The organism is Pseudomonas sp. FG36 (genome assembly GCF_057809275.1).
In genome coordinates, this window is sequence record NZ_JBMDJQ010000032.1 from 25,415 (window position 1) to 46,247 (window position 20,833).

The following is a 20,833-nucleotide window of genomic DNA, read 5'->3' on the forward strand; positions in this document are numbered from 1 at the left end:
GGGGCGTTGGTCTGGAATTCAACTGTTTTGGGGGCCGCAAGGCAGCCCCACTACATCGATCAAGCGTCGATCAGGATCGAGGTGCCGGTCATCTCCGCCGGTTTTTCCAGGCCCAGCAGCTCGAGCATGGTCGGCGCCACGTCTGCCAGCACACCGCCGTCACGGACTTTCACGTGGCGCTTGCCGACATAGATGAATGGCACCGGCTCGGTGGTGTGGGCGGTGTGCGCCTGGCCGGTGCACTCGTCTTCCATCTGCTCGACGTTGCCATGGTCGGCGGTGATCAGGGCTTCGCCGCCGACCTTGTCCAGCGCCTCGACGATACGGCCGACGCAGCCATCCAGCGCCTCCACGGCCTTGACCGCGGCATCGAACACGCCGGTGTGGCCGACCATGTCGCCGTTGGCGTAGTTGACCACGATCACGTCATAACGCTGCTGCTCGATGGCCTCGACGATACGATCGGTGACTTCAGGGGCGCTCATTTCCGGCTGCAGGTCGTAGGTGGCGACCTTCGGCGACGGGATCAGGATGCGTTCTTCGCCTTCGAACGGCTCTTCGCGCCCGCCCGAGAAGAAGAAAGTGACGTGGGCGTACTTCTCGGTTTCGGCAATGCGCAGCTGGGTCTTGCCGTTCTTCGCCAGGTACTCGCCGAGCACGTTGTTCAGGCTGGCCGGGGCGAAAGCCGCCGGGGCCGGGATCTTCGCCGAGTACTGGGTCAGGCCGATGTAGGCCGCCAGCTTGGGCAGGCGCGCGCGCGGGAATTCATTGAAATCGGGCTCGACGAACACGCGGGACAGCTCGCGGGCGCGGTCGGCACGGAAGTTCATGAAGATCACGGCGTCGCCGTCTTCGACCTTGACCGCCTCGCCGATGCGCGTGGCCTTGACGAACTCGTCGCTCTCGTCGCGGGCGTAGGCGGCTTCAAGGCCGGCCACGGCGGTCGCTGCGGTGAATTCGGCGGCGCTGTCGACGATCAGGTTGTAGGCGGCGCTGACGCGGTCCCAGCGGTTGTCGCGGTCCATCGCGTAGTAGCGGCCGATCAGGCTGGCGATGCGGCCCTTGCCGAGCTTGGCGAAGGTGGCGTCGAGCAGTTCGATGGACGATTGCGCGCTGCGCGGCGGCGTGTCGCGGCCGTCAAGGAAGGCATGCAGGTAGATCTTCTCGGCGCCACGCTGCGCGGCCAGCTCGGCCATGGCGATCAGGTGGTCCTGGTGGCTGTGCACGCCACCGTCGGAGAGCAGGCCGAGGATATGCACGGCCTTGCCGGCGCTGGCGGCTTTTTCCACGGCACCGACGAGCACTGGGTTCTCGAAGAACTCGCCGTCGCGGATGGCCTTGGTCACCCGGGTGAAGTCCTGATACACCACGCGGCCGGCACCGAGGTTCATGTGACCGACTTCCGAGTTGCCCATCTGCCCGTCGGGCAGCCCCACGTCCATGCCGGAGCCGGAGATCAGACCGTGCGGCTGGGTGGCGCGCAGGCGGTCGTAGACCGGAGTATTGGCGGCGAAGATGGCGTTGTATTCGGGGCTTTCGCTGTGACCGAAGCCATCCAGGATGATCAGGACCAGGGGTTTAGGCGTACTCGTCATCAATCAAACTCACGGTTGTTCAAAGATGATAAAGACACGCATTTTAGGGCAAATCCGCCAGCGACGGCGAATATTCCTCCCATTGCCCGACCAGCGCGGTCAGGCATGCAACATGAAGGCGTGTTTGCCGCCAGCCCGGTGGGCTTTGGCGGTCATGGGGGGCTGTGTATACTGGCCGCCATTTTCAATCGCCTGGAACACCCCTGATGGTTGCTCACCTGATTCAATTCGCGACAGATCACTTCATCCTGGTGGCCATTTTCGTCGTCCTGCTGGTCCTGCTGCTGGTCAATGAAGTCCGCCGTGGCGGCCAGAGCCTGAGCAACGGCCAGCTGACCGCCCTGGTCAACGCCGACAAGGCCGTGGTGATCGATATCCGTACTGCCAAGGAATACTCGGCCGGGCATATCGTCGGCGCGCTGAGCATGCCGCAGGACAAAGTGGCCGGCCGCATGACCGAGCTGGAAAAACACAAAGACAAGACCCTGATCGTCGTCGACGCGATGGGCCAGCAGTCCGGTACCCTGTGCCGCGAACTGCTCAAGGCTGGTTACACCGCCGCCAAGCTCAGCGGTGGCGTTTCCAGCTGGAAAGCCGATAACCTGCCCCTGGTGAAGTGATATGAAGCCCGTCATCGTCTATTCCAGCGACTACTGCCCCTACTGCATGCGCGCCAAGTACCTGCTCGAGAGCAAGGGCGTGGCGTTCGAGGAGATCAAGGTCGACGGCAAACCTCAGGTTCGCGCCGAAATGAGCCAGAAGGCCGGCCGTACCTCGGTGCCGCAGATCTGGATCGGCAGCACGCACGTCGGTGGATGCGATGACCTCTATGCCCTGGAGCGCGCGGGCAAGCTCGACGCGCTGCTGGCGGCCTGATTCGCACTGCATTCAAGAACATTAGGAAAAGGATCTGCCATGACTGACCAACAGAACAACGGCGCTGGTGCTGAAGAAATCGCACCACAATTCTCCCTGCAGCGCATCTACGTGCGCGATCTGTCGTTCGAGGCCCCGAAAAGCCCGCAGATCTTCCGCCAGCAGTGGGAGCCGAGCGTATCGCTGGACCTGAACACCCGCCAGAAAGCTCTGGAAGGCGACTTCCACGAAGTGGTGCTGACCCTGTCGGTGACCGTCAAGAACGGTGACGAAGTGGCCTTCATCGCCGAAGTGCAACAGGCCGGCATCTTCCTGATCGCCAACCTCGATGCCGCTTCGATGAGCCACACCCTCGGCGCGTTCTGCCCGAACATCCTGTTCCCGTACGCCCGCGAGACCCTGGACAGCCTGGTGACCCGTGGTTCGTTCCCGGCGCTGATGCTGTCGCCGGTCAACTTCGACGCCCTGTACGCGCAAGAGATGCAGCGCATGCAGGAAGCCGGTGAAGTGCCGACCGTGCAGTAATTTCTGCCGGTAAAGCAAAAGGCGACCTTCGTGGTCGCCTTTTTCATGTCTCTTGCTGGTGATCGGGCCCGAGCGGCAAGCGCATCAGCTTCCGGCAAACCCCTGCTGGCGCCACGCCTCGTACACCGTCACGGCCACGGTATTGGACAGGTTCAAGCTCCGGCACCCCGGCCGCATCGGCAGGCGCAGGCGTTGTTCGGCAGGCAGGCTGTCCAGCACCTCGGCCGGCAGGCCACGACTCTCGGGCCCGAACAGGAAGGCGTCACCGGGCTGGTACTCGACCTCATGGAACGGATGCGAGCCTTTGGTGGTGAACGCGAACAACCGAGGCTGATTCAGGCTTTCCAGGCATTCGGCCAGGCTTTGGTGGCGCTGTAGCGTGGCATACTCGTGGTAGTCCAGCCCCGCGCGGCGCAGGCGCTTGTCGTCCAGTTCGAAGCTGATGGGCTCGATCAGGTGCAGGGCGCAGCCGCTGTTGGCGCACAGGCGGATGATGTTGCCGGTATTCGGCGGAATTTCTGGTTGAAAAAGGATGACGTGAAACATGCACGGCTCCAAGCGTGAAGATGACGAGCATTCTACCCCCGAACCCGACCCGCGTTCGAAGGCCTGGCCGCGGGTGCTGCTGTCGCTGGCGATCTTCGGCATGCTCGTGGGCCTGATGATCGGCCGGCTGACGGCGCCCGAGGAGCGGGTGCTGGAGCAGGTCGAGGTGGTGCAGGGCGGGCTAGACCTGTGGTTCAACGAAGAGCCGCAACTGCATGGCGAGAATGTCGAGGGTACCGTGGCCGTGGTGTTCCAGGCCGAGGGCAAGGCCGCGCGGGGCCAGTTGATGTTGCAGGGCAAGCCGGTGAGCTGGCGCTTGCAGAAGAGCGAGGAAGGCTTGCTGTTGACGCTGGTCGCTGCGCGCCCCCTGCGCGGCGAATGGGCCGGCGCGCAGGAGGCGGGGCGTTGGCGGGTGCAGGTCAGGCTGCACGAATAAAAGAGGGGATATCCCGGCCTGCCTGTACCAGGGTCCCCGAAACTGGAGATGTCTGGGTTATTGCAGGTGTCGTGCCAGTTTTATCGGTGTGGAAAAACAGGGGGTTAGCCGGTATCTAAAGCGGTCTTGGTGGATTATTTGCCTTGTCACGGTGCAAGGGGCACGTAATCGGTGCATGCACCGTTCGTGGGGCCAGCCCGCTCCCACGACATCAATAGCGTGGGAGCGGGCTGGCCCCGCGATTCGTTGCAACGTTTGGACTCAGTGCTCTTCCGCCTCGTCCTCATCCCCTCCGGCGACATTCATCCCCAGCTCCTTGATCTTGCGCGTCAGGGTATTGCGCCCCCAGCCCAACAACAGCGCCGCATCGCGACGTCGCCCAGCGGTGTGCTTGAGCGCGGTTTCGATCATGATCCGCTCGAAACTGGGCACGGCGCTGTCCAGCAGGTTGGTCTGGCCGCGGGCAAGGGCCTGGTCGGCCCACTGGCGCAGGGCCTGTTCCCAGTTGGTCACCGGCGCGGCGTCCTGGGGCAGGTTGAGCAGCTCTGGCGGCAGGTCGCCGACCAGCACTTCGCGGCTGGAGGCCATCACGGTGATCCAGCGGCAGGTGTTCTCCAGTTGGCGCACGTTGCCCGGCCAGGGCAGGTTGCGGATGAACGCTTCGGTCTCGGGCTTGAGCAGCTTGGGCTCCACCGCCAACTCCTGGGCGGCGCGGCCGAGGAAGTGGCGGGCCAGCGCCGGGATGTCCTCGCGCCGGTCGGCCAGGCGCGGGATATGGATGCGGATCACGTTGAGGCGGTGGAACAGGTCCTCACGAAACTTGCCGGCCTGTACCAGGGACTCGAGGTTCTGGTGGGTGGCGGCGATGATGCGCACATCCACCTTCACCGGCACATGGCCGCCGACCCGGTAGAACTCGCCGTCGGCCAGCACTCGCAGCAGGCGGGTCTGGGTATCGGCGGGCATGTCGCCGATCTCGTCGAGGAACAGCGTGCCGCCGTCGGCCTGCTCGAAACGCCCGCGACGCAGGTTGGCGGCGCCGGTGAAGGCGCCCTTTTCATGGCCGAACAGTTCGGACTCCATCAGGTCCTTGGGGATCGCCGCCATGTTCAGGGCAATGAACGGCGATGCCGCACGCGGGCTGTGGCGATGCAGGGCATGGGCCACCAGCTCTTTGCCGGTACCCGACTCACCATTGATCAGCACGGTGATGTTGGAATGGCTGAGGCGGCCGATGGCACGGAACACCTCCTGCATCGCCGGTGCCTCGCCGATGATCTCCGGGGTGCGGGCCAGCGCCTGGGGCACTTCCAGGGCCTGTTGCTCCTGGGCGTGCTGGTTGGCGCGTTTGACCAGCGACACTGCTTCGTCGACATCGAACGGCTTGGGCAGGTACTCGAAGGCGCCGCCCTGGTAAGAGGCCACGGCGCTGTCCAGGTCGGAATGGGCGGTCATGATGATCACCGGCAGCCCAGGGTGCTGGTCGCGGATCTGGGCGAGCAGGTCGAGACCGCTGGCGCCGGGCATGCGGATATCCGAGATGATCACGTCCGGTTGCTGGCGGGCCAGGCGGCCCATGACACCATCGGCGCTGTCGAAGCTCTGGGTGGTCATGCCTTCCTGCTGCAGGGCCTTTTCCAGGACCCAGCGGATGGAACGATCATCATCGACGATCCAGACGGTTTCACTTCGGCTCATGGGGCGGTGGCTCCTTGTTCCAGGGGCAGGTAGATCGAGAAGGTGGTGTGGCCCGCGTGGCTTTCACACTCGATCAGGCCCTGGTGCTGGCTGATGATGTTCTGGGTGATGGCCAGGCCCAGCCCGGTGCCGTCCGGGCGGCCGCTGACCATGGGATAGAAGAGAGTGTCCTGCAGTTCCGCGGGGATGCCGGGGCCGTTGTCGATGATCTCGATCCGCGCCACCAGGCGGTGGCGCACATGGCCGATGGTGAACTGGCGCACGGCGCGGCTGCGCAGGGTGATACGGCCCAGGCGCAGTTCGTTCTGCCCGGCGATGGCCTGCATGGCGTTGCGCACGATGTTGAGTACGGCCTGGATCATCTGCTCACGGTCGATCAGTACGTCCGGCAGGCTTGGGTCGTAATCGCGCACCAGGGTGATGCCGCCCTGGCTCTCCGCCTCGACCAGGCTGCATACCCGCTCGAGTACTTCGTGGATGTTGGTCATGGACAACGACGGCAGCTTGTTCGATCCGAGCATGCGGTCGACCAGGTTACGCAGGCGGTCGGCCTCTTCGATGATCACATTGGTGTAATCGCGCAGGCCATCCTCGGGCAGCTCGCGGGCCAGCAGCTGCGCCGCGCCGCGAATGCCGCCGAGGGGGTTCTTGATCTCGTGGGCAAGGCCACGCACCAGCATCTTGGTGGTCTCCTGCTTGCTCAGCTGGGCCTCCTCCTTGGTGATGCGCAGCAGGCGGTCACGCGGGTGCACCTCCAGCAGCAGCAGGGTCTGGCCTTGGTGCAGGATGGGCGTGACGGCGTAGTCGACGGTGATGCTCTGGCCGGTCAGCGAGGTCACCTGGGCTTCGCGCTTGGTGAACGGGTGCGCCTGTTCCACCGCCTGGCGCAGCGAGTTGAGTGCCTCGGCCGATTCGGTGAACAGCTCGCTGATGAACTGGCCATGGCTGCGCTGGCCACTGACAGCCAGGAGCATTTCCGCGGCTGGATTCATGTACTCCAGGCGCAGTTCGGCATTGAGCAGGAGCGTGGCCGTGGTCAGGTTGTCCAGAAGCAGACGGTGCTGTGCATCGCTGATGGTCATAAGGTGTCGTTGACCTCTTTTGGCACAGTGGCGCCCAACGGCTCGGGCCCGGGGCGCGCACGGGATAGTGCTGGATGCAGTGAAAATGCAAGAACCAAACCAAGGCTCCGAAAAGAAGCGGAAATCCCGGATAAAGACCTGGAACTGCGCGAATTCGAGCCAGAAAGCCCTGGTTTATCGATTCTTGTGAACCAAATTGGGTTGCATGATGGGGCGTGTCGCCAAGGCATGCACCAATATGGAGCATAGGGTGGTCAGCGCAATTTGCACAGCTGGGCGCTGGCGCGAACCAGGGCGAGGTGGCGGGTCGTGTCCTGGGTGCGTTGTTGCAGGGCGTCGGCCAAGTGGTTGGCGCATTGGCTCGGCGGGGTCTGGTCAAAACGGGCGAGGGCGCTCAGCAGCTGTTCCTGCAGCAGGTCCAGTTCAGGGCGCACTTCGTTGGCCAGGTCGCGGCGTGGAAGGGCTGGCGCCTGTCGGGCGCGATGCCAGGTGTCGAGCAGGTGGTACTGCAGGAGCTTGTTGGCTTCGATCTGGTCGGCAAAAAAGGCCTCGACGCGTGCCGGATCCAAGTGGTGGGCGACGGCGGCCTGGCGTGCGCTGACCAATACCTGGTGCTCGCGGGCGCTGGCCTGCACGGGTTGCTGGTGATCCCACTTGTGCAGGGCGACAGCTTCGGCCAGGTCCAGGCGCCGATCGATGGTGGCAAGCAACTGATCCAGGGTAGGCGTGATGCTCGGTGAGGAGGCACAACCGGATAGGGCGAAGCAGCAGGTCAGGGCGAGGGTGGTGGCACGCATGGCGATCTCCTTGGGAATGAAGCCTCGAGTTTCGCCTTTGGCGTTGCGGCGGCTAATAGGTGTTGTCCGATGATGAGGGTATGAAAAAGAAACGGCCTCCCGAGGGAGGCCGTCCTGATGTCACCGACGCGAGGCGCCGATCAGATCAGCAGCTGTAGTACAGCTCGTATTCCAGCGGGTGCACGAAGGTGCGGACCTTGATCTCTTCTTCGCTCTTCAGCTCGATGAAGGCATCGATGAAGTCGTCGGAGAACACGCCGCCCTTGGTCAGGAACGCACGGCCTTTGTCCAGCTCTTCCAGGGCTTCCTTCAGGCTGCCACAGACTTGCGGGATTTCCTTGGCCTCTTCAGGCGGCAGGTCGTACAGGTTCTTGTCGGCGGCATCGCCTGGGTGGATCTTGTTCTGGATGCCGTCCAGGCCTGCCATCAGCAGGGCCGCGAAGGCCAGGTACGGGTTGGCCGACGGGTCCGGGAAGCGTGCTTCGATACGGCGGGCTTTCGGGCTGCCGACGTAAGGAATACGGATCGAGGCGGAACGGTTGCGCGCCGAGTAGGCCAGCATTACCGGGGCTTCGAAACCTGGGACCAGACGCTTGTAGGAGTTGGTCGACGGGTTGGTGAAGCCGTTCAGGGCCTTGCCGTGCTTGATGATGCCGCCGATGAAGTACAGGGCGGTATCGGACAGGCCGGCATAGCCTTCGCCGGAGAAGGTGTTCTTGCCGTCTTTCCAGATCGACATGTGCACGTGCATGCCCGAGCCGTTGTCGCCGTACAGAGGCTTGGGCATGAAGGTGGCGGTACGGCCATAGGCGTCGGCAACGTTGTGCACGACGTATTTCAGGGCCTGTACTTCGTCAGCTTTCTTCACCAGGGTGTTGAACTTGACGCCGATTTCGTTCTGGCCGGCAGTCGCCACTTCGTGGTGGTGAACTTCGACGGTCTGGCCCATTTCTTCCAGGGCGTTGCACATGGCGGTGCGGATTTCGTGGTCGTGGTCGAACGGCGGAACCGGGAAGTAGCCGCCTTTCACGCCCGGACGGTGGCCTTTGTTGCCGCCTTCCACGTCAGCGCCGGTCATCCACGAGCCTTGCTCGGAGAAGATCTTGAACATCGAGCCGGAGATGTCCGAGTGGAACTTCACTTCGTCGAAGATGAAGAACTCAGGCTCTGGGCCTGCGAACACGGTGTCACCGATGCCGGTGCTCTTCAGGTACTCTTCGGCGCGCTTGGCGATGCCGCGCGGGTCACGATCGTAGCCCTGCATGCTCGACGGGTCGACGATGTCGCAGGTGATGATCAGGGTCGGTTCTTCGGTGAACGGGTCCAGCACGGCGGTTTCGTCAACCGGCATCAGGATCATGTCGGAGGCTTCGATGCCTTTCCAGCCAGCGATGGAGGAGCCGTCGAACATCTTGCCGACTTCGAAGAAGTCTTCGTCCAGGCCATCGCGCGCCGGCATGGTCACGTGATGCTGAATGCCCTTGGTGTCCGTGAAACGCAGATCAATCCACTTGACGTCATGATCTTTGATGAGTTGAACCGACTTCGACATGTTGTCCTCCGGATGGTCTAGGGCGCAGTTGGCCGCTGCCCTGGAAATAAGGGTGTCGCTGGGCGCGGATAGTCGGCCAAGCTTACCTGCCTCACAAGGGAGCAAATTGCATGCCAGTGCCCGAAAATGGCGAGGGTGGGATAAAAGAGGGCGTTGGCGGGCATTTGCCAAGGCGGCGCTGACAAGGTGTGCACCCATAAGATGCGCTTTTCATGGGGCATGCACCATTATGATGCATGCGTGAGTGGTGGCCTCATCGCGGGGCAAACCCGCTCCCCCGGGTGCGTGCGCGATAAATCCAACCTCCTGTACAAAAGTTGGTCAAAAGCTGAGCAATTTCCGCTATAATTCGCGCCCCTCATTTTCGGTAGGCCCTGGGCGCGCTGTTAAACCAATGAAACTTATCGTCAAAGTCTTCCCAGAAATCACCATCAAGAGCCGGCCGGTGCGCAAGCGCTTCATCCGCCAGCTCGCCAAGAACATCCGCAACGTGCTCAAGGACCTTGATCCGGAGCTCGCGGTTGATGGTGTCTGGGATAATCTCGAGGTGGTCACCCGCGTCGAGGACGAAAAGATCCAGCGCGAAATGATCGAGCGCCTGACCTGCACGCCGGGTATCACCCACTTCCTGCAGGTCGAGGAGTATGCACTGGGCGATTTCGACGACATCGTCGCCAAGTGCAAGCACCACTTCGGCCACCTGCTGGCCGGCAAGCGCTTCTCGGTACGCTGCAAGCGCGGCGGTCACCACGACTTCACCTCGATGGACGTCGACCGCTACGTCGGCAGCCAGCTGCGCCAGCAGTGCGGCGCAGCTGGCATCGACTTGAAGACGCCAGAAGTCGTGGTGCGCATGGAGATCCGCGACCAGCGCCTGTACGTGATCCACAACCAGCACAACGGCATCGGCGGCTACCCGTTGGGCGCCCTGGAGCAGACGCTGGTACTGATGTCCGGTGGCTTCGACTCCACCGTGGCGGCCTACCAGATGATGCGTCGCGGCCTGATGACCCATTTCTGCTTCTTCAACCTCGGTGGCCGTGCCCACGAGCTGGGCGTGATGGAAGTGGCCCACTACCTGTGGAAGAAGTACGGCAGCAGCCAGCGCGTGCTGTTCATCAGCGTGCCGTTCGAGGAAGTGGTCGGCGAGATTCTCAACAAGGTCGACAACAGCTACATGGGCGTCACCCTCAAGCGCATGATGCTGCGCGGCGCCGCGCACATGGCCGACCGTCTGCAGATCGACGCGCTGGTCACCGGCGAGGCGATCTCCCAGGTGTCGAGCCAGACCTTGCCGAACCTGTCGATCATCGACTCGGCCACCGACAAGCTGGTGCTGCGCCCGCTGCTGGCCAGCCACAAGCAGGACATCATCGACCAGGCGACCGAAATCGGTACCGCCGACTTCGCCAAGCACATGCCCGAATATTGCGGCGTGATCTCGGTGAACCCGACTACCCATGCCAAGCGTCACCGCATGGAGCACGAAGAAAAGCAGTTCGACATGGCCGTGCTGGAGCGCGCCCTGGAGCGTGCCAAGTTCATCTCCATCGACCATGTGATCGACGAGCTGGGCAAGGACATCGAAATCGAGGAAGTGGCCCAAGCGCTGCCAGGCCAGATCGTCATCGACATTCGTCACCCCGACGCCCAGGAAGACGAACCTCTGGTGCTGGAAGGCATCGAAGTCCAGGCCATGCCGTTCTACGCCATCAACAGCAAGTTCAAGCACCTGGACCCCACGCGCCAGTACTTGCTGTATTGCGACAAGGGTGTGATGAGCCGTCTGCACGCACACCACCTGCTCAGTGAGGGACATGCCAATGTGCGTGTTTATCGTCCGACATAAGACGCCAGGGCTGTATGGCGGCAGCATCCGCCATCGCCCTCCCGACCACCGGGCCCGCTGAGCCGTAAACCGTACATATTGGCCGCCTACACTGGCGGCAACCGAATCCTCTGATCGAGATACAGTTGTGATCGAAAATCTGCGTAACATCGCCATCATCGCCCACGTTGACCATGGTAAAACCACCCTGGTCGACAAACTCCTGCGCCAGTCCGGCACCCTGGAGCGTAACGAGCTCAACGACGAGCGCGTCATGGACTCCAACGACCAGGAAAAAGAGCGCGGCATTACCATTCTGGCGAAGAACACCGCCATCAACTGGAACGGCTACCACATCAACATCGTCGACACCCCCGGCCACGCCGACTTCGGTGGCGAGGTTGAGCGTGTAATGTCGATGGTCGACTCCGTGCTGCTGCTGGTCGACGCCCAGGACGGCCCGATGCCGCAAACCCGCTTCGTGACCAAGAAGGCCTTCGAAGCTGGCCTCAAGCCAATCGTCGTGATCAACAAGGTCGACCGTCCGGGCGCGCGTCCTGACTGGGTTCTGGACCAGATCTTCGACCTGTTCGACAACCTCGGCGCCACCGACGAACAGCTGGACTTCAAAGTCGTCTACGCCTCGGCCCTGAACGGCATCGCAGGTCTCGACCACACCGCCATGGGCGAAGACATGACCGCCCTGTACCAGTCGATCGTCGACAACGTACCGGCGCCGGACGTTGACCGTGAAGGCTCGTTCCAGATGCAGATCTCGGCACTGGACTACAACAGCTTCCTCGGTGTTATCGGTGTTGGCCGTATCGCCCGTGGCCGCATCAAGCCGAACACCCCGGTTGTTGCCATCGATGTCGACGGCAAGAAGCGTAACGGCCGTATTCTGAAGCTGATGGGCCACCACGGCCTGCACCGCGTCGACGTCGAAGAAGCCCAAGCTGGCGACATCGTCTGCATCAGCGGTTTCGACGAGCTGTTCATCTCCGACACCCTGTGCGCCCCGGACGCGGTAGAAGCGATGAAGCCGCTGACCGTCGACGAGCCAACCGTCTCGATGACCTTCCAGGTCAACGACTCGCCGTTCTGCGGCAAGGAAGGCAAGTTCGTCACCAGCCGTAACATCAAGGACCGTCTGGACAAGGAGCTGCTGTACAACGTTGCCCTGCGCGTCCAGGAAACCGATTCCCCTGACAAGTTCAAGGTATCGGGCCGTGGTGAGCTGCACCTGTCCGTTCTGATCGAAACCATGCGCCGTGAAGGCTTCGAGATGGCCGTAGGCCGTCCTGAAGTGATCATCCGCGAAGTCGACGGCGTCAAGCAGGAGCCGTTCGAGAACGTCACCATCGACATCCCTGAAGAATCCCAGGGCAAGGTCATGGAAGAAATGGGTCTGCGTAAAGGCGACCTGACCAACATGGTGCCGGATGGCAAGGGCCGTGTTCGCCTGGAATACAACATTCCAGCCCGTGGTCTGATCGGTTTCCGTAACCAGTTCCTGACCCTGACCAACGGCGCAGGCATCCTGACCTCGATCTTCGATCGCTACGACACCATGAAGTCGGGCCAGATGTCCGGCCGCCTGAACGGCGTACTGGTTTCGGTCGAGACCGGCAAGGCACTGACCTACTCGCTGGAAACCCTGCAGGCGCGCGGCAAGCTGTTCGTCGAGCACGGCCAGGAGATCTACAACGGTCAGATCATCGGCCTGAACAGCCGCGACAACGACCTGGGCGTGAACCCGACCAAAGGCAAGAAGCTCGACAACATGCGTGCTTCGGGCAAGGACGAAGTCATCGCCCTGGTACCGCCGGTTCGCCACACCCTGGAACAGGCCCTGGAGTTCATCCAGGACGACGAGCTGTGCGAAGTCACGCCGAAGTCGATCCGTCTGCGCAAGAAGATCCTGGACGAAGGCGAGCGTACCCGCGCTGCCAAGAAAGCCAAGAACTGAGTTAGCTCAGGCTGAATGAAAACGCCCCCGGTCGAAAGGCCGGGGGCGTTTTTGTTTGCCTTCAGAAATACGGGCCGCTTTGCAGCCCCAGCATTTCAGGCGTGGCGCAGTCTCAGCGCCCGACCACCTTGGGCTTGTACGCGCAATATCCGGGCCGCGGCCCGACCTTGGGGTGGTTGCGGCAGGTATCCGGGCGCTTGTCGTAGATGGTGCACAGGCGGCTCTTGCGATCCAGGTACATGCAGTCATCGTTGCTCATCCGGGTCAGGGTGAAGATCCCCGACTTCTGGTTGAAGCGCTCGATGATGCCTTCCTTCTGCAGGCGTTTGGCCACGTTCTTCGGCGGTTCGTCTTTCTCGAATTCATCCACCACGCCAATGCGGATCAGATCCTTGATCTTCACCTCCACCGGCAGGGTGCAACAGGTCGAGTGGCAGCCACCGCACATATGGCTGGCATAGCGCTGCCAGGTCTCCAGGCGGTCGACTTCGGCGGCGGCGATCAGGGTCGTTTTCATGGTTATGGGGTGAATCACGGTCTTGGGGCGCGCGATCATACCGGAGTTGTTCAATTTGTGAACAACCTTTTGCCCGATTCCCCTGGTGGTTGATGAAAACCGCGAACGCTCGCTGTCGCTGTGTGTCAGAGCGTCTAGGCTGAACACTCTCCCTGCGCTTTCGCCTACTTGCCCGAGGATGCCGCATGTCCCAGGAAAACAAGGCCCGTGAGGCCAAAGCTCATACCGACGAGGTGGCCGCGTTCCGCGCCGCCGTGCTGGCCAAGCTGACCTACGCGGTCGGCAAGGACCCGGAACACGCCTTCGACCACGACTGGTTCGAGGCCATTGCCCTGGCTGCCCGCGACCATATGGTCGACCACTGGATGGATCACACTCGCCAAGCCTACCGCCGTAGCCAGAAGCGGGTGTATTACCTCTCCCTCGAATTTCTCATCGGCCGCCTGCTGTACGACAGCCTGAGCAACCTCGGTTATCTGGAGATCGCCCGCGAGGCCCTCGAAGGGCTGGACGTCGACCTGGAGCGTATCCGCCTGCTCGAGCCCGATGCGGCGCTGGGCAACGGTGGCCTCGGGCGCCTGGCGGCGTGCTTCATGGAGAGCATGTCGACCCTGGGCATTGCCGCCCATGGCTATGGCATTCGCTACGAGCACGGGTTGTTCCGCCAGGCGGTAGTCGATGGTTGGCAGCAGGAACAGACCGAGAACTGGCTGGATTTCGGCAACCCCTGGGAGTTCGAGCGGGCGGAGGTGATCTACCCGATCAGTTTTGGCGGCAGCGTCGAGACCGTGCAGGAAGGCAATGGCCAACAGCGTCAGGTCTGGTGGCCGGGCGAGACGGTGCGGGCGGTGGCATACGACACGCCGGTAGTCGGCTGGCGCGGCTCCAGCGTCAATACCCTGCGCCTGTGGCGTGCCCGGGCGCTGGAGGAGCTGCACCTGGAACGCTTCAACGCCGGTGACCACCTGGGCGCGGTGGCCGAGGTGGCCCGCGCCGAAAGCATCTCGCGGGTGCTGTACCCGGCCGACAGCACCGAGGCCGGCCAGGAGCTGCGCCTGCGCCAGGAGTACTTCTTCGTTTCGGCCTCGCTGCAGGACCTGCTGCGGCGCCACCTGAACATGCACAAGGACCTGCTCAACCTGCCGGATGCCGCGGCCATCCAGCTCAACGACACCCACCCGTCGATTGCCGTGGCCGAGCTGATGCGCCTGCTGGTCGACCAGCACGAAATCCCCTGGGACAAAGCGTGGGCGCTGACCGTCGGCACCCTGGCCTACACCAACCACACCTTGTTGCCCGAAGCACTGGAAACCTGGCCGGTGGCATTGATGGAGCGCATGCTGCCGCGGCACATGCAGATCATCTACCTGATCAACGCCTACCATATCGACGCACTGCGGGCCAAAGGCCTGCACGACTTCGACGTGCTGCGCGCGGTGTCGCTGATCGAGGAGGACAATGGCCGCCGGGTGCGCATGGGCAACCTGGCGTTCCTTGGCTCGCACAGCGTCAACGGCGTGTCGGCGCTGCACAGCAAGCTGATGAAAAGCACGGTGTTCGCCGAGCTGCACAAGCTCTACCCGCAGCGGATCAACAACAAGACCAACGGCATCACCTTCCGCCGTTGGCTGTACCAGGCCAACCCACCGCTCACGGCGATGCTGATCGAGGCGCTGGGGCCGGAAGTGCTGGATGACCCGGAAGGCAAGCTCAAGGCCCTGGCGCCTTTCGCCGACAAGGCCACCTTCCGCAAGCAGTTCGCCGCCCAGCGCCTGCACAGCAAGCGCGCCCTGGCCAGCATCATCCAGGATCGGATCGGCGTGACGGTCAACCCGGAGGCGCTGTTCGACGTGCAGGTCAAGCGCATCCACGAGTACAAGCGCCAGTTGCTCAATCTGCTGCACACGGTGGCGCTGTACCAGGCCATCCGCAACGACCCCGGCACCGACTGGGTGCCGCGGGTGAAGATCTTCGCCGGCAAGGCGGCAGCCAGCTATCACCAGGCCAAGCTGATCATCAAGCTGGCCAACGACATCGCCCGGGTGGTCAACAACGACCCCACCGTGCGCGGCTTGCTCAAGGTGGTGTTCCTGCCCAACTACAACGTCAGCCTGGCCGAAAGCATCATCCCGGCGGCGGATCTGTCCGAGCAGATCTCCACGGCTGGCTACGAGGCTTCCGGTACCAGCAACATGAAGTTCGGCCTCAATGGCGCGCTGACCATCGGCACCCTCGATGGCGCCAACGTCGAGATGTGCGAGCAGGTGGGGGCGGAGAACATGTTCATCTTCGGCCTGACCGCGCAGCAGGTGGAGGCGCGCAAGCGCAGCGGCGACTTTGGCGCCGCGTCGGCGATCGCCGCCTCCCATCGTCTGGGCGACGTGCTGCAGGCGATTCGCAGCGGGGTGTTCTCGCCCGATGATCCGGCGCGCTATGCCGGGTTGGTGGACGGGCTGATCGCCTACGACCGCTTCCTGGTGTGCGCCGACTTCGATGCCTACTGGGACGCCCAGCGGCGGGTCGAGGAGTTGTGGCACGCGCCGCAGGACTGGTGGCGCGTGGCGGTGCTGAACACGGCGCGGATGGGCTGGTTCTCGTCGGACCGGACCATTCGCGAGTATGCGACCGAGATCTGGAAGGCCTTGGATTGAAGCGTGGGGCTGCCCGGCAGCCCCAATCGACCAGCTGCATGAACTCAATGGTCAAAGCGCCGTCTGATCCGCCAGTCGAGTCTCTTTGCTCGCTAGCCCGTCACTCTCCCTGTAAACTGCGGGGGTTTTTCTCCCCCTTTCCTTTTCGGAGCCATACATGTCCCGCGTTACCCTGAGTCGCTATCTGATTGAGCAGACCCGCAGCAACAATACCCCTGCCGATCTGCGCTTCCTGATCGAAGTGGTGGCGCGTGCGTGCAAGGAGATCAGCCACCACGTGTCCAAGGGCGCCCTGGGCGGCGTGCTGGGCAGCATGGGCACCGAGAACGTGCAGGGCGAGGTGCAGAAGAAGCTCGACGTGATTTCCAACGACATCCTGCTCGAAGCCAACGAGTGGGGCGGTCACCTGGCCGGCATGGCCTCCGAAGAGATGGACAATGCCTACCAGATCCCGGGCAAGTACCCCAAAGGCGCCTACCTGCTGGTGTTCGACCCGCTGGATGGCTCGTCGAACATCGACGTCAACGTCTCGGTCGGCACCATCTTCTCGGTGCTGCGTTGCCCGAACGAATACCTGAGCCAGAACGAAACCCTGAACGAGAATGCATTCCTGCAGCCGGGTACCCAGCAGGTCGCCGCCGGTTACGCCATCTACGGCCCGCAGACCATGCTGATCCTGACCCTGGGCAACGGCGTCAAGGGCTTCACCCTGGACCGCGAGCTGGGCAGCTTCGTCCTGACCCACGAAAACATCCAGGTACCGGCCACCACCGCCGAGTTCGCCATCAACATGTCCAACCAGCGCCACTGGGAAGCTCCGGTGCAACGCTACGTGGGCGAGCTGCTGGCCGGCGAGACCGGGCCGCTGAAAAAGAACTACAACATGCGCTGGATCGCCTCGATGGTGGCCGATGTGCACCGCATCCTGACCCGTGGCGGCCTGTTCATGTACCCACGCGATGCCCGCGAGCCGAGCAAGCCGGGCAAGCTGCGCCTGATGTACGAAGCCAACCCGATGTCGTTCATCATCGAACAGGCAGGCGGCGCCTCCACCAACGGTTACGAGCGTATCCTTGACATCAAGCCGGAGAGCCTGCACCAGCGCGTGTCGGTGATCCTCGGCTCGAAGGAAGAGGTCGAGCGCGTCACCGCCTACCACAAGGAGTAAGTCATGCTCGCACCTTGGCAGCCGTTGCTGGAGTGGTGGTTCGGTTGGGGCACAAGTGCCCAGGCCGTGGCTGACGAGAAGAACACGCTGTGGTTCGGCAAGCATCACGACGCCGATGCCCAGGCGCTGTTCGGCGACCTGGTCGAGCAAGCCCTGGCGGGCGGGCTCGACGAGTGGCAGCAGAGCCCCCAGGGCTGGCTCGGTCTGGTGCTACTGCTGGATCAGCTGCCGCGCATGATCTATCGCGACACGCCGCGTGCCTTCGAGGGTGACCGACGTGCCCAGGTAGTGGCCATGCAGGGGTTGCAGAAGGGCTGGGACTACCAGCTGCTGCCGATCCAGCGGGTATTCGTGCTGCTGGTGCTGGAGCATGCCGAGGTGCTGGACTGGCAAAACCTGTGCGTCGAGCGTTACCAGACCTTGCTGGACGAGCAGCCCGAGGCCAACCGTCGGTTGTTCGAAGGCTTCCTCGACTATGCCGAACAGCACCAGCGGGTGATCGCCCGCTTCGGGCGCTTCCCGCACCGCAACCTGGTGCTGAACCGCCCGAGCACCAGTGAAGAGATGGACTTCTTGCTGGAGCCTGGGTCCAGGTTCTAGTGCCAGTGGGGCCGCGAAGCGGCCCCAGCCATCTCAGATCCTGAAACTACCCACCAGATGCTTCAACCGCTCGACCTGATGCTCCAGGTCGGTGCAGGCACGCAAGGTGCTCTGCAGGTTCTGCACCCCTTCCTGATTCAGCGTATTGATCTCGGTGATGTCGACATTGATCGACTCGACCACGGCCGTCTGCTCTTCGGTGGCGGTGGCCACCGACTGGTTCATGCCATCGATCTCGCCGATGCGCTGGGTGACACTGCCCAGGCGTTCGCCGGCCTGGTTGGCGATGCCGACGCTGCGGTCGCTGTGCTGCTGGCTCTGGTTCATGGTGCTCACGGCCACCTGGGCCCCGGCCTGCAGCTCCTCGATCAGGCGCTGCACCTGCTGTGCCGAGTCCTGGGTGCGGTGTGCCAGGTTGCGCACCTCGTCGGCCACCACCGCGAAACCGCGTCCGGCCTCTCCGGCACGGGCCGCCTCGATGGCCGCATTGAGCGCCAGCAGGTTGGTCTGCTGCGAAATGCCGCTGATCACATCGAGGATCTGGCCGATGTTCGCCGTGTGGTTGTTCAGCGTCTCGATGTTGCCGCTGGCATCGCTGATGCGCGCCGATAGCTGGTTCATCACATCGATGGTCTCGCCGACCACTTGCTGGCCTTCCTCGGCCAGGCCGCGGGCGGCGCTGGAGTGCTGCGAGGCGAGGGCGGCGTTCTGGGCAATTTCCTGGGCGGCGGCGCCGAGCTGGTTGATCGCCGCGGCGACACTGCTGGTGCGGCTGGACTGCTGGTCGGCGTTGTGGATCGAGGCGTTCGAGGCGCTGACCACCTGGCCGGCCACGGCATTCACCTGGCCGGTGGCCGAGGCCACTTCGCGGATCGATTCATGGATCCGCTCGACGAAGCGGTTGAACGACTGCGCCAGGCTGCCAAACTCGTCCTGGGCGTGGATGGCCAGGCGCCGGGTCAGGTCGCCTTCGCCCTCGGCGATGTCGCGCATGGCGCGGCCCATGACGTGCAGCGGTTCCATCAGCACGCGGATCAGCAAGCCGAGCAGGGCGATGATCACCACCACCGCGATCAGTGTCGCCACCACAGCCGAAGTGCGCAGTTCGCCGAGCATGGCGAAGGCCGCTTCCTGGTCCAGCACCAGCGCCACGTACCAGTCCGCCGACGGCACGCCATCGACGTGGGTGAAGCTGATGAACTGTTTGCGACCCTCGACCTCCACTTCCTTCAGGCCGCTGCCGATGCGCAGGTTGCTGCCAGGGTAGACCTCCGCCAGGGGCTTGAGCGCCAGTTCGCCCTTGGGGTGGATGAGCACCTTGCCCTCGCCGTTGACGATGAAGGCGTGCCCGTGGCCGCCGAAGTCCAGGGTGTTGATCAGGTTGCTGATGGTCTGCAGGTCGGTGTCGACACCGCTGACGCCGATCATGCGCCCGCCCTGTTGCACCGGAGTGGCCAGGGTAATTACCAGCTTGCCGGCCGATACCGAGATGTACGGTTCGGTGACGATGGTCTGGCCTGCGGCGCTGGCCGCCTTGTACCAGCCGCGCACGCGCGGGTCGTAGTCGGCGGCGCGGTTGCCCACCGGCACCGACTGCATGCTGCCGTCCTGCCCGCCGAAGTAGGTGAGGATGAAGTTGCTGCCGTACACCGGCAGCGCCAGGATGCGCTCGAGGCTGCTCTTGGCGGGGCCGTCGATGGCAATCTGCTGGGCCACCGAGTTCACCAGCTGGATGCGGCTGTCGAGCCAGGTGCGGATGTTGCCGGCGGTGAGGTTGCCCAGCGATTGCAGCGTCGACTCGGTGTCGCTACGCAGCGACTGACGCTGTCGGTAGTCGTTGAACAGGACGAAGCAAGTGAAGGCGACGGCCACCACCAGGGCGGCGGCCAGCAGGATCTTGTGGCTGAACTTGAGGTTCTTGGTCATTTTTCTTGGAATCTGCGCACGGGCACGAAGGGGAGGGGTGCGGCAAAAGGCCACACCACCGCTCTATGTCGACGCGTAGGGATAAAACATTAATCGTTTGCGCGCCAGGCGACCAACGGTGCACAACGAAACCTCGTCGGCCAGGGAACCGAGGAGCCTTTTTCCCTTCTAAGCTCCCTGCAGGCCCTCGCGCCTGTGTATCCATCTCCAGGAGTGTCCCTTCATGTCGTTGCGTTCCCTCGCCCTGTTGTCCTTGTGCGTCGTCCTGACCGCTTGCAGCAAGATCAACCAGGAAAACTATTCCAAGCTCAAGGCCGGCATGAACAAGGCCGAGGTCGAGCAGTTGCTCGGCACGCCCAAGGAGTGTTCTGGCGCGCTGGGCATGAGCAGCTGCACCTGGGGTGACGAGAAGAGCTTCATCAGCGTGCAGTACGCGGCGGACAAGGTCCTGATGTATTCCGGGCAGGGCCTCAAATGAGGCACCTGCACCTGCTGCTGGGCGTGTGCCTGGTGATGCTGCTGGGTGGCTGCGCCACCTCGGCCACCGACCCGCTGGCGCCGAAGACCGCAGGTGCGGTCGACCTCAAGCGTTACCAGGGCAAATGGTTCGAGCTGGCGCGCCTGCCAATGAAGTACCAGGACGGTTGCGCCCAGTCCGAGGCCCATTACAACCTCAAGCCCGATGGCGCGGTCGGCGTGCTGAACCGTTGCCGTACCCTGGGTGATGAATGGCTGCGTGCCGAGGGCCATGCCACGCCGCAGCAGGCGGGCCACACCGACAAGTTGTGGGTGGAGTTCGACAATTGGTTCACCCGCCTGGTGCCCGGGGTGGCCAAGGGGGACTACTGGATCCTGTTCGTCGACGAGCGCTATCGCACGGCGATCGTCGGCAGCCCGGACCGCAAGTACCTGTGGATACTTTCGCGTACGCCTTCGTTGCCGGCGTGGGAGCGTGAGAACCTGCTGGCCAAGGCGCGGCAGCAGGGCTTTGATACCAGCCGCCTGATCTGGCGCACGCCCGACAAGAGCATCGTCGCCCGGCATTGAGGAAGCCATCGCGGGGCAAA

19 protein-coding genes and 1 pseudogene are annotated in these 20,833 nt (G+C 63.2%); 11 read left to right on the top strand and 9 right to left on the bottom strand.

The window, feature by feature from the left end:
- Positions 1–59: 59 nt before the first annotated feature.
- Positions 60–1,595, bottom strand: a complete 1,536-nt coding sequence (gpmI, locus tag ACODS9_RS20935; protein ID WP_367857736.1) for a 2,3-bisphosphoglycerate-independent phosphoglycerate mutase — start codon at positions 1,593–1,595, stop codon at positions 60–62.
- 206 nt (positions 1,596–1,801) lie between these two features.
- Here gpmI and ACODS9_RS20940 point away from each other — a divergent pair, with 206 nt between their 5' ends.
- The 3 genes from ACODS9_RS20940 to secB are packed head-to-tail and all read left to right on the top strand — an operon-like array spanning position 1,802 to position 2,996.
- Positions 1,802–2,215: a rhodanese-like domain-containing protein gene (locus ACODS9_RS20940; protein ID WP_023628822.1), complete on the top strand. Its 414-nt coding sequence runs from the start codon at positions 1,802–1,804 to the stop codon at positions 2,213–2,215.
- Between the two features lies 1 nt (position 2,216).
- Positions 2,217–2,471, top strand: a complete 255-nt coding sequence (gene grxC, locus ACODS9_RS20945; protein ID WP_003249204.1) for a glutaredoxin 3 — start codon at positions 2,217–2,219, stop codon at positions 2,469–2,471.
- 39 nt (positions 2,472–2,510) lie between these two features.
- Positions 2,511–2,996 (top strand): protein-export chaperone SecB, encoded by a 486-nt coding sequence (secB, locus tag ACODS9_RS20950; RefSeq protein ID WP_489094671.1) that lies wholly within the window; start codon positions 2,511–2,513, stop codon positions 2,994–2,996.
- An 84-nt stretch (positions 2,997–3,080) separates the two neighbouring features.
- Here the strand turns inward: secB and trmL are convergent, their stop codons facing one another.
- Positions 3,081–3,542 carry a tRNA (uridine(34)/cytosine(34)/5-carboxymethylaminomethyluridine(34)-2'-O)-methyltransferase TrmL gene (gene trmL / locus ACODS9_RS20955; RefSeq protein ID WP_031314454.1) on the bottom strand — a complete coding sequence of 154 codons (462 nt, stop codon included), beginning with the start codon at positions 3,540–3,542 and terminating at the stop codon, positions 3,081–3,083.
- On the opposite strand from trmL, the gene ACODS9_RS20960 reads away from it, so the two are divergent.
- The gene (locus ACODS9_RS20960) at positions 3,541–3,978 is read left to right on the top strand and encodes a hypothetical protein (protein ID WP_401107394.1); all 438 of its coding nucleotides are present in this window, start codon (positions 3,541–3,543) and stop codon (positions 3,976–3,978) included. The genes trmL and ACODS9_RS20960 overlap by 2 nt on opposite strands.
- A gap of 261 nt (positions 3,979–4,239) precedes the next feature.
- Here the strand turns inward: ACODS9_RS20960 and ntrC are convergent, their stop codons facing one another.
- From ntrC to glnA, 4 genes are all read right to left on the bottom strand, one after another.
- The gene (gene ntrC / locus ACODS9_RS20965) at positions 4,240–5,676 is read right to left on the bottom strand and encodes a nitrogen regulation protein NR(I) (protein WP_046853885.1); all 1,437 of its coding nucleotides are present in this window, start codon (positions 5,674–5,676) and stop codon (positions 4,240–4,242) included.
- Positions 5,673–6,758, bottom strand: coding sequence for a nitrogen regulation protein NR(II) (gene glnL, locus ACODS9_RS20970; RefSeq protein ID WP_489094672.1), 1,086 nt, complete (start codon positions 6,756–6,758; stop codon positions 5,673–5,675). The genes ntrC and glnL overlap by 4 nt, the downstream gene beginning before the upstream one ends.
- A gap of 254 nt (positions 6,759–7,012) precedes the next feature.
- A complete protein-coding gene (aroQ, locus tag ACODS9_RS20975) occupies positions 7,013–7,555 on the bottom strand; it encodes a gamma subclass chorismate mutase AroQ (RefSeq protein WP_401107397.1) in 543 nt (180 codons plus the stop codon).
- A 145-nt stretch (positions 7,556–7,700) separates the two neighbouring features.
- Positions 7,701–9,107, bottom strand: coding sequence for a type I glutamate--ammonia ligase (glnA, locus tag ACODS9_RS20980; RefSeq protein WP_023628815.1), 1,407 nt, complete (start codon positions 9,105–9,107; stop codon positions 7,701–7,703).
- Between the two features lie 394 nt (positions 9,108–9,501).
- Between glnA and thiI the strand changes: the two genes are divergently transcribed.
- Complete coding sequence (thiI, locus tag ACODS9_RS20985; protein WP_489094673.1) at positions 9,502–10,956, top strand: tRNA uracil 4-sulfurtransferase ThiI; 1,455 nt, start codon at positions 9,502–9,504, stop codon at positions 10,954–10,956.
- A gap of 127 nt (positions 10,957–11,083) precedes the next feature.
- On the top strand, positions 11,084–12,904 hold the full coding sequence (typA, locus tag ACODS9_RS20990) for a translational GTPase TypA (protein ID WP_046853888.1): 1,821 nt from the start codon (positions 11,084–11,086) through the stop codon (positions 12,902–12,904).
- Positions 12,905–13,016: 112 nt separating this feature from the next.
- Here typA and ACODS9_RS20995 read toward each other — a convergent pair whose 3' ends face one another.
- Positions 13,017–13,421 carry a YkgJ family cysteine cluster protein gene (locus ACODS9_RS20995; RefSeq protein ID WP_016712459.1) on the bottom strand — a complete coding sequence of 135 codons (405 nt, stop codon included), beginning with the start codon at positions 13,419–13,421 and terminating at the stop codon, positions 13,017–13,019.
- A 185-nt stretch (positions 13,422–13,606) separates the two neighbouring features.
- Between ACODS9_RS20995 and ACODS9_RS21000 the strand changes: the two genes are divergently transcribed.
- The 3 genes from ACODS9_RS21000 to ACODS9_RS21010 all read left to right on the top strand — a co-directional run bounded on the left by ACODS9_RS21000 (position 13,607) and on the right by ACODS9_RS21010 (position 17,840).
- Complete coding sequence (locus tag ACODS9_RS21000; RefSeq protein ID WP_401107404.1) at positions 13,607–16,072, top strand: glycogen/starch/alpha-glucan phosphorylase; 2,466 nt, start codon at positions 13,607–13,609, stop codon at positions 16,070–16,072.
- 157 nt (positions 16,073–16,229) lie between these two features.
- Positions 16,230–17,240, top strand: coding sequence for a class 1 fructose-bisphosphatase (locus ACODS9_RS21005; RefSeq protein ID WP_038706942.1), 1,011 nt, complete (start codon positions 16,230–16,232; stop codon positions 17,238–17,240).
- A 3-nt stretch (positions 17,241–17,243) separates the two neighbouring features.
- Positions 17,244–17,840 (top strand): DUF924 family protein, encoded by a 597-nt coding sequence (locus tag ACODS9_RS21010; protein ID WP_046853890.1) that lies wholly within the window; start codon positions 17,244–17,246, stop codon positions 17,838–17,840.
- Positions 17,841–17,873: 33 nt separating this feature from the next.
- On the opposite strand, the gene ACODS9_RS21015 is transcribed toward ACODS9_RS21010, so the two are convergent.
- Together ACODS9_RS21015 and ACODS9_RS21020 are read right to left on the bottom strand one after the other, a co-directional pair.
- On the bottom strand, positions 17,874–18,704 hold the full coding sequence (locus ACODS9_RS21015; protein WP_371926848.1) for a methyl-accepting chemotaxis protein: 831 nt from the start codon (positions 18,702–18,704) through the stop codon (positions 17,874–17,876).
- Positions 18,705–18,728: 24 nt separating this feature from the next.
- A pseudogene (locus tag ACODS9_RS21020) lies at positions 18,729–19,766 on the bottom strand (cache domain-containing protein); the annotation flags it as partial.
- A gap of 223 nt (positions 19,767–19,989) precedes the next feature.
- Between ACODS9_RS21020 and bamE the strand changes: the two are divergent.
- Entirely contained in the window at positions 19,990–20,244 is a 255-nt protein-coding gene (gene bamE / locus ACODS9_RS21025) for an outer membrane protein assembly factor BamE domain-containing protein (protein ID WP_011536093.1), read from the top strand.
- Positions 20,241–20,813 carry a lipocalin family protein gene (locus tag ACODS9_RS21030; RefSeq protein WP_489094674.1) on the top strand — a complete coding sequence of 191 codons (573 nt, stop codon included), beginning with the start codon at positions 20,241–20,243 and terminating at the stop codon, positions 20,811–20,813. Before bamE ends, ACODS9_RS21030 begins: the two co-directional genes overlap by 4 nt.
- Positions 20,814–20,833 lie beyond the last annotated feature (20 nt).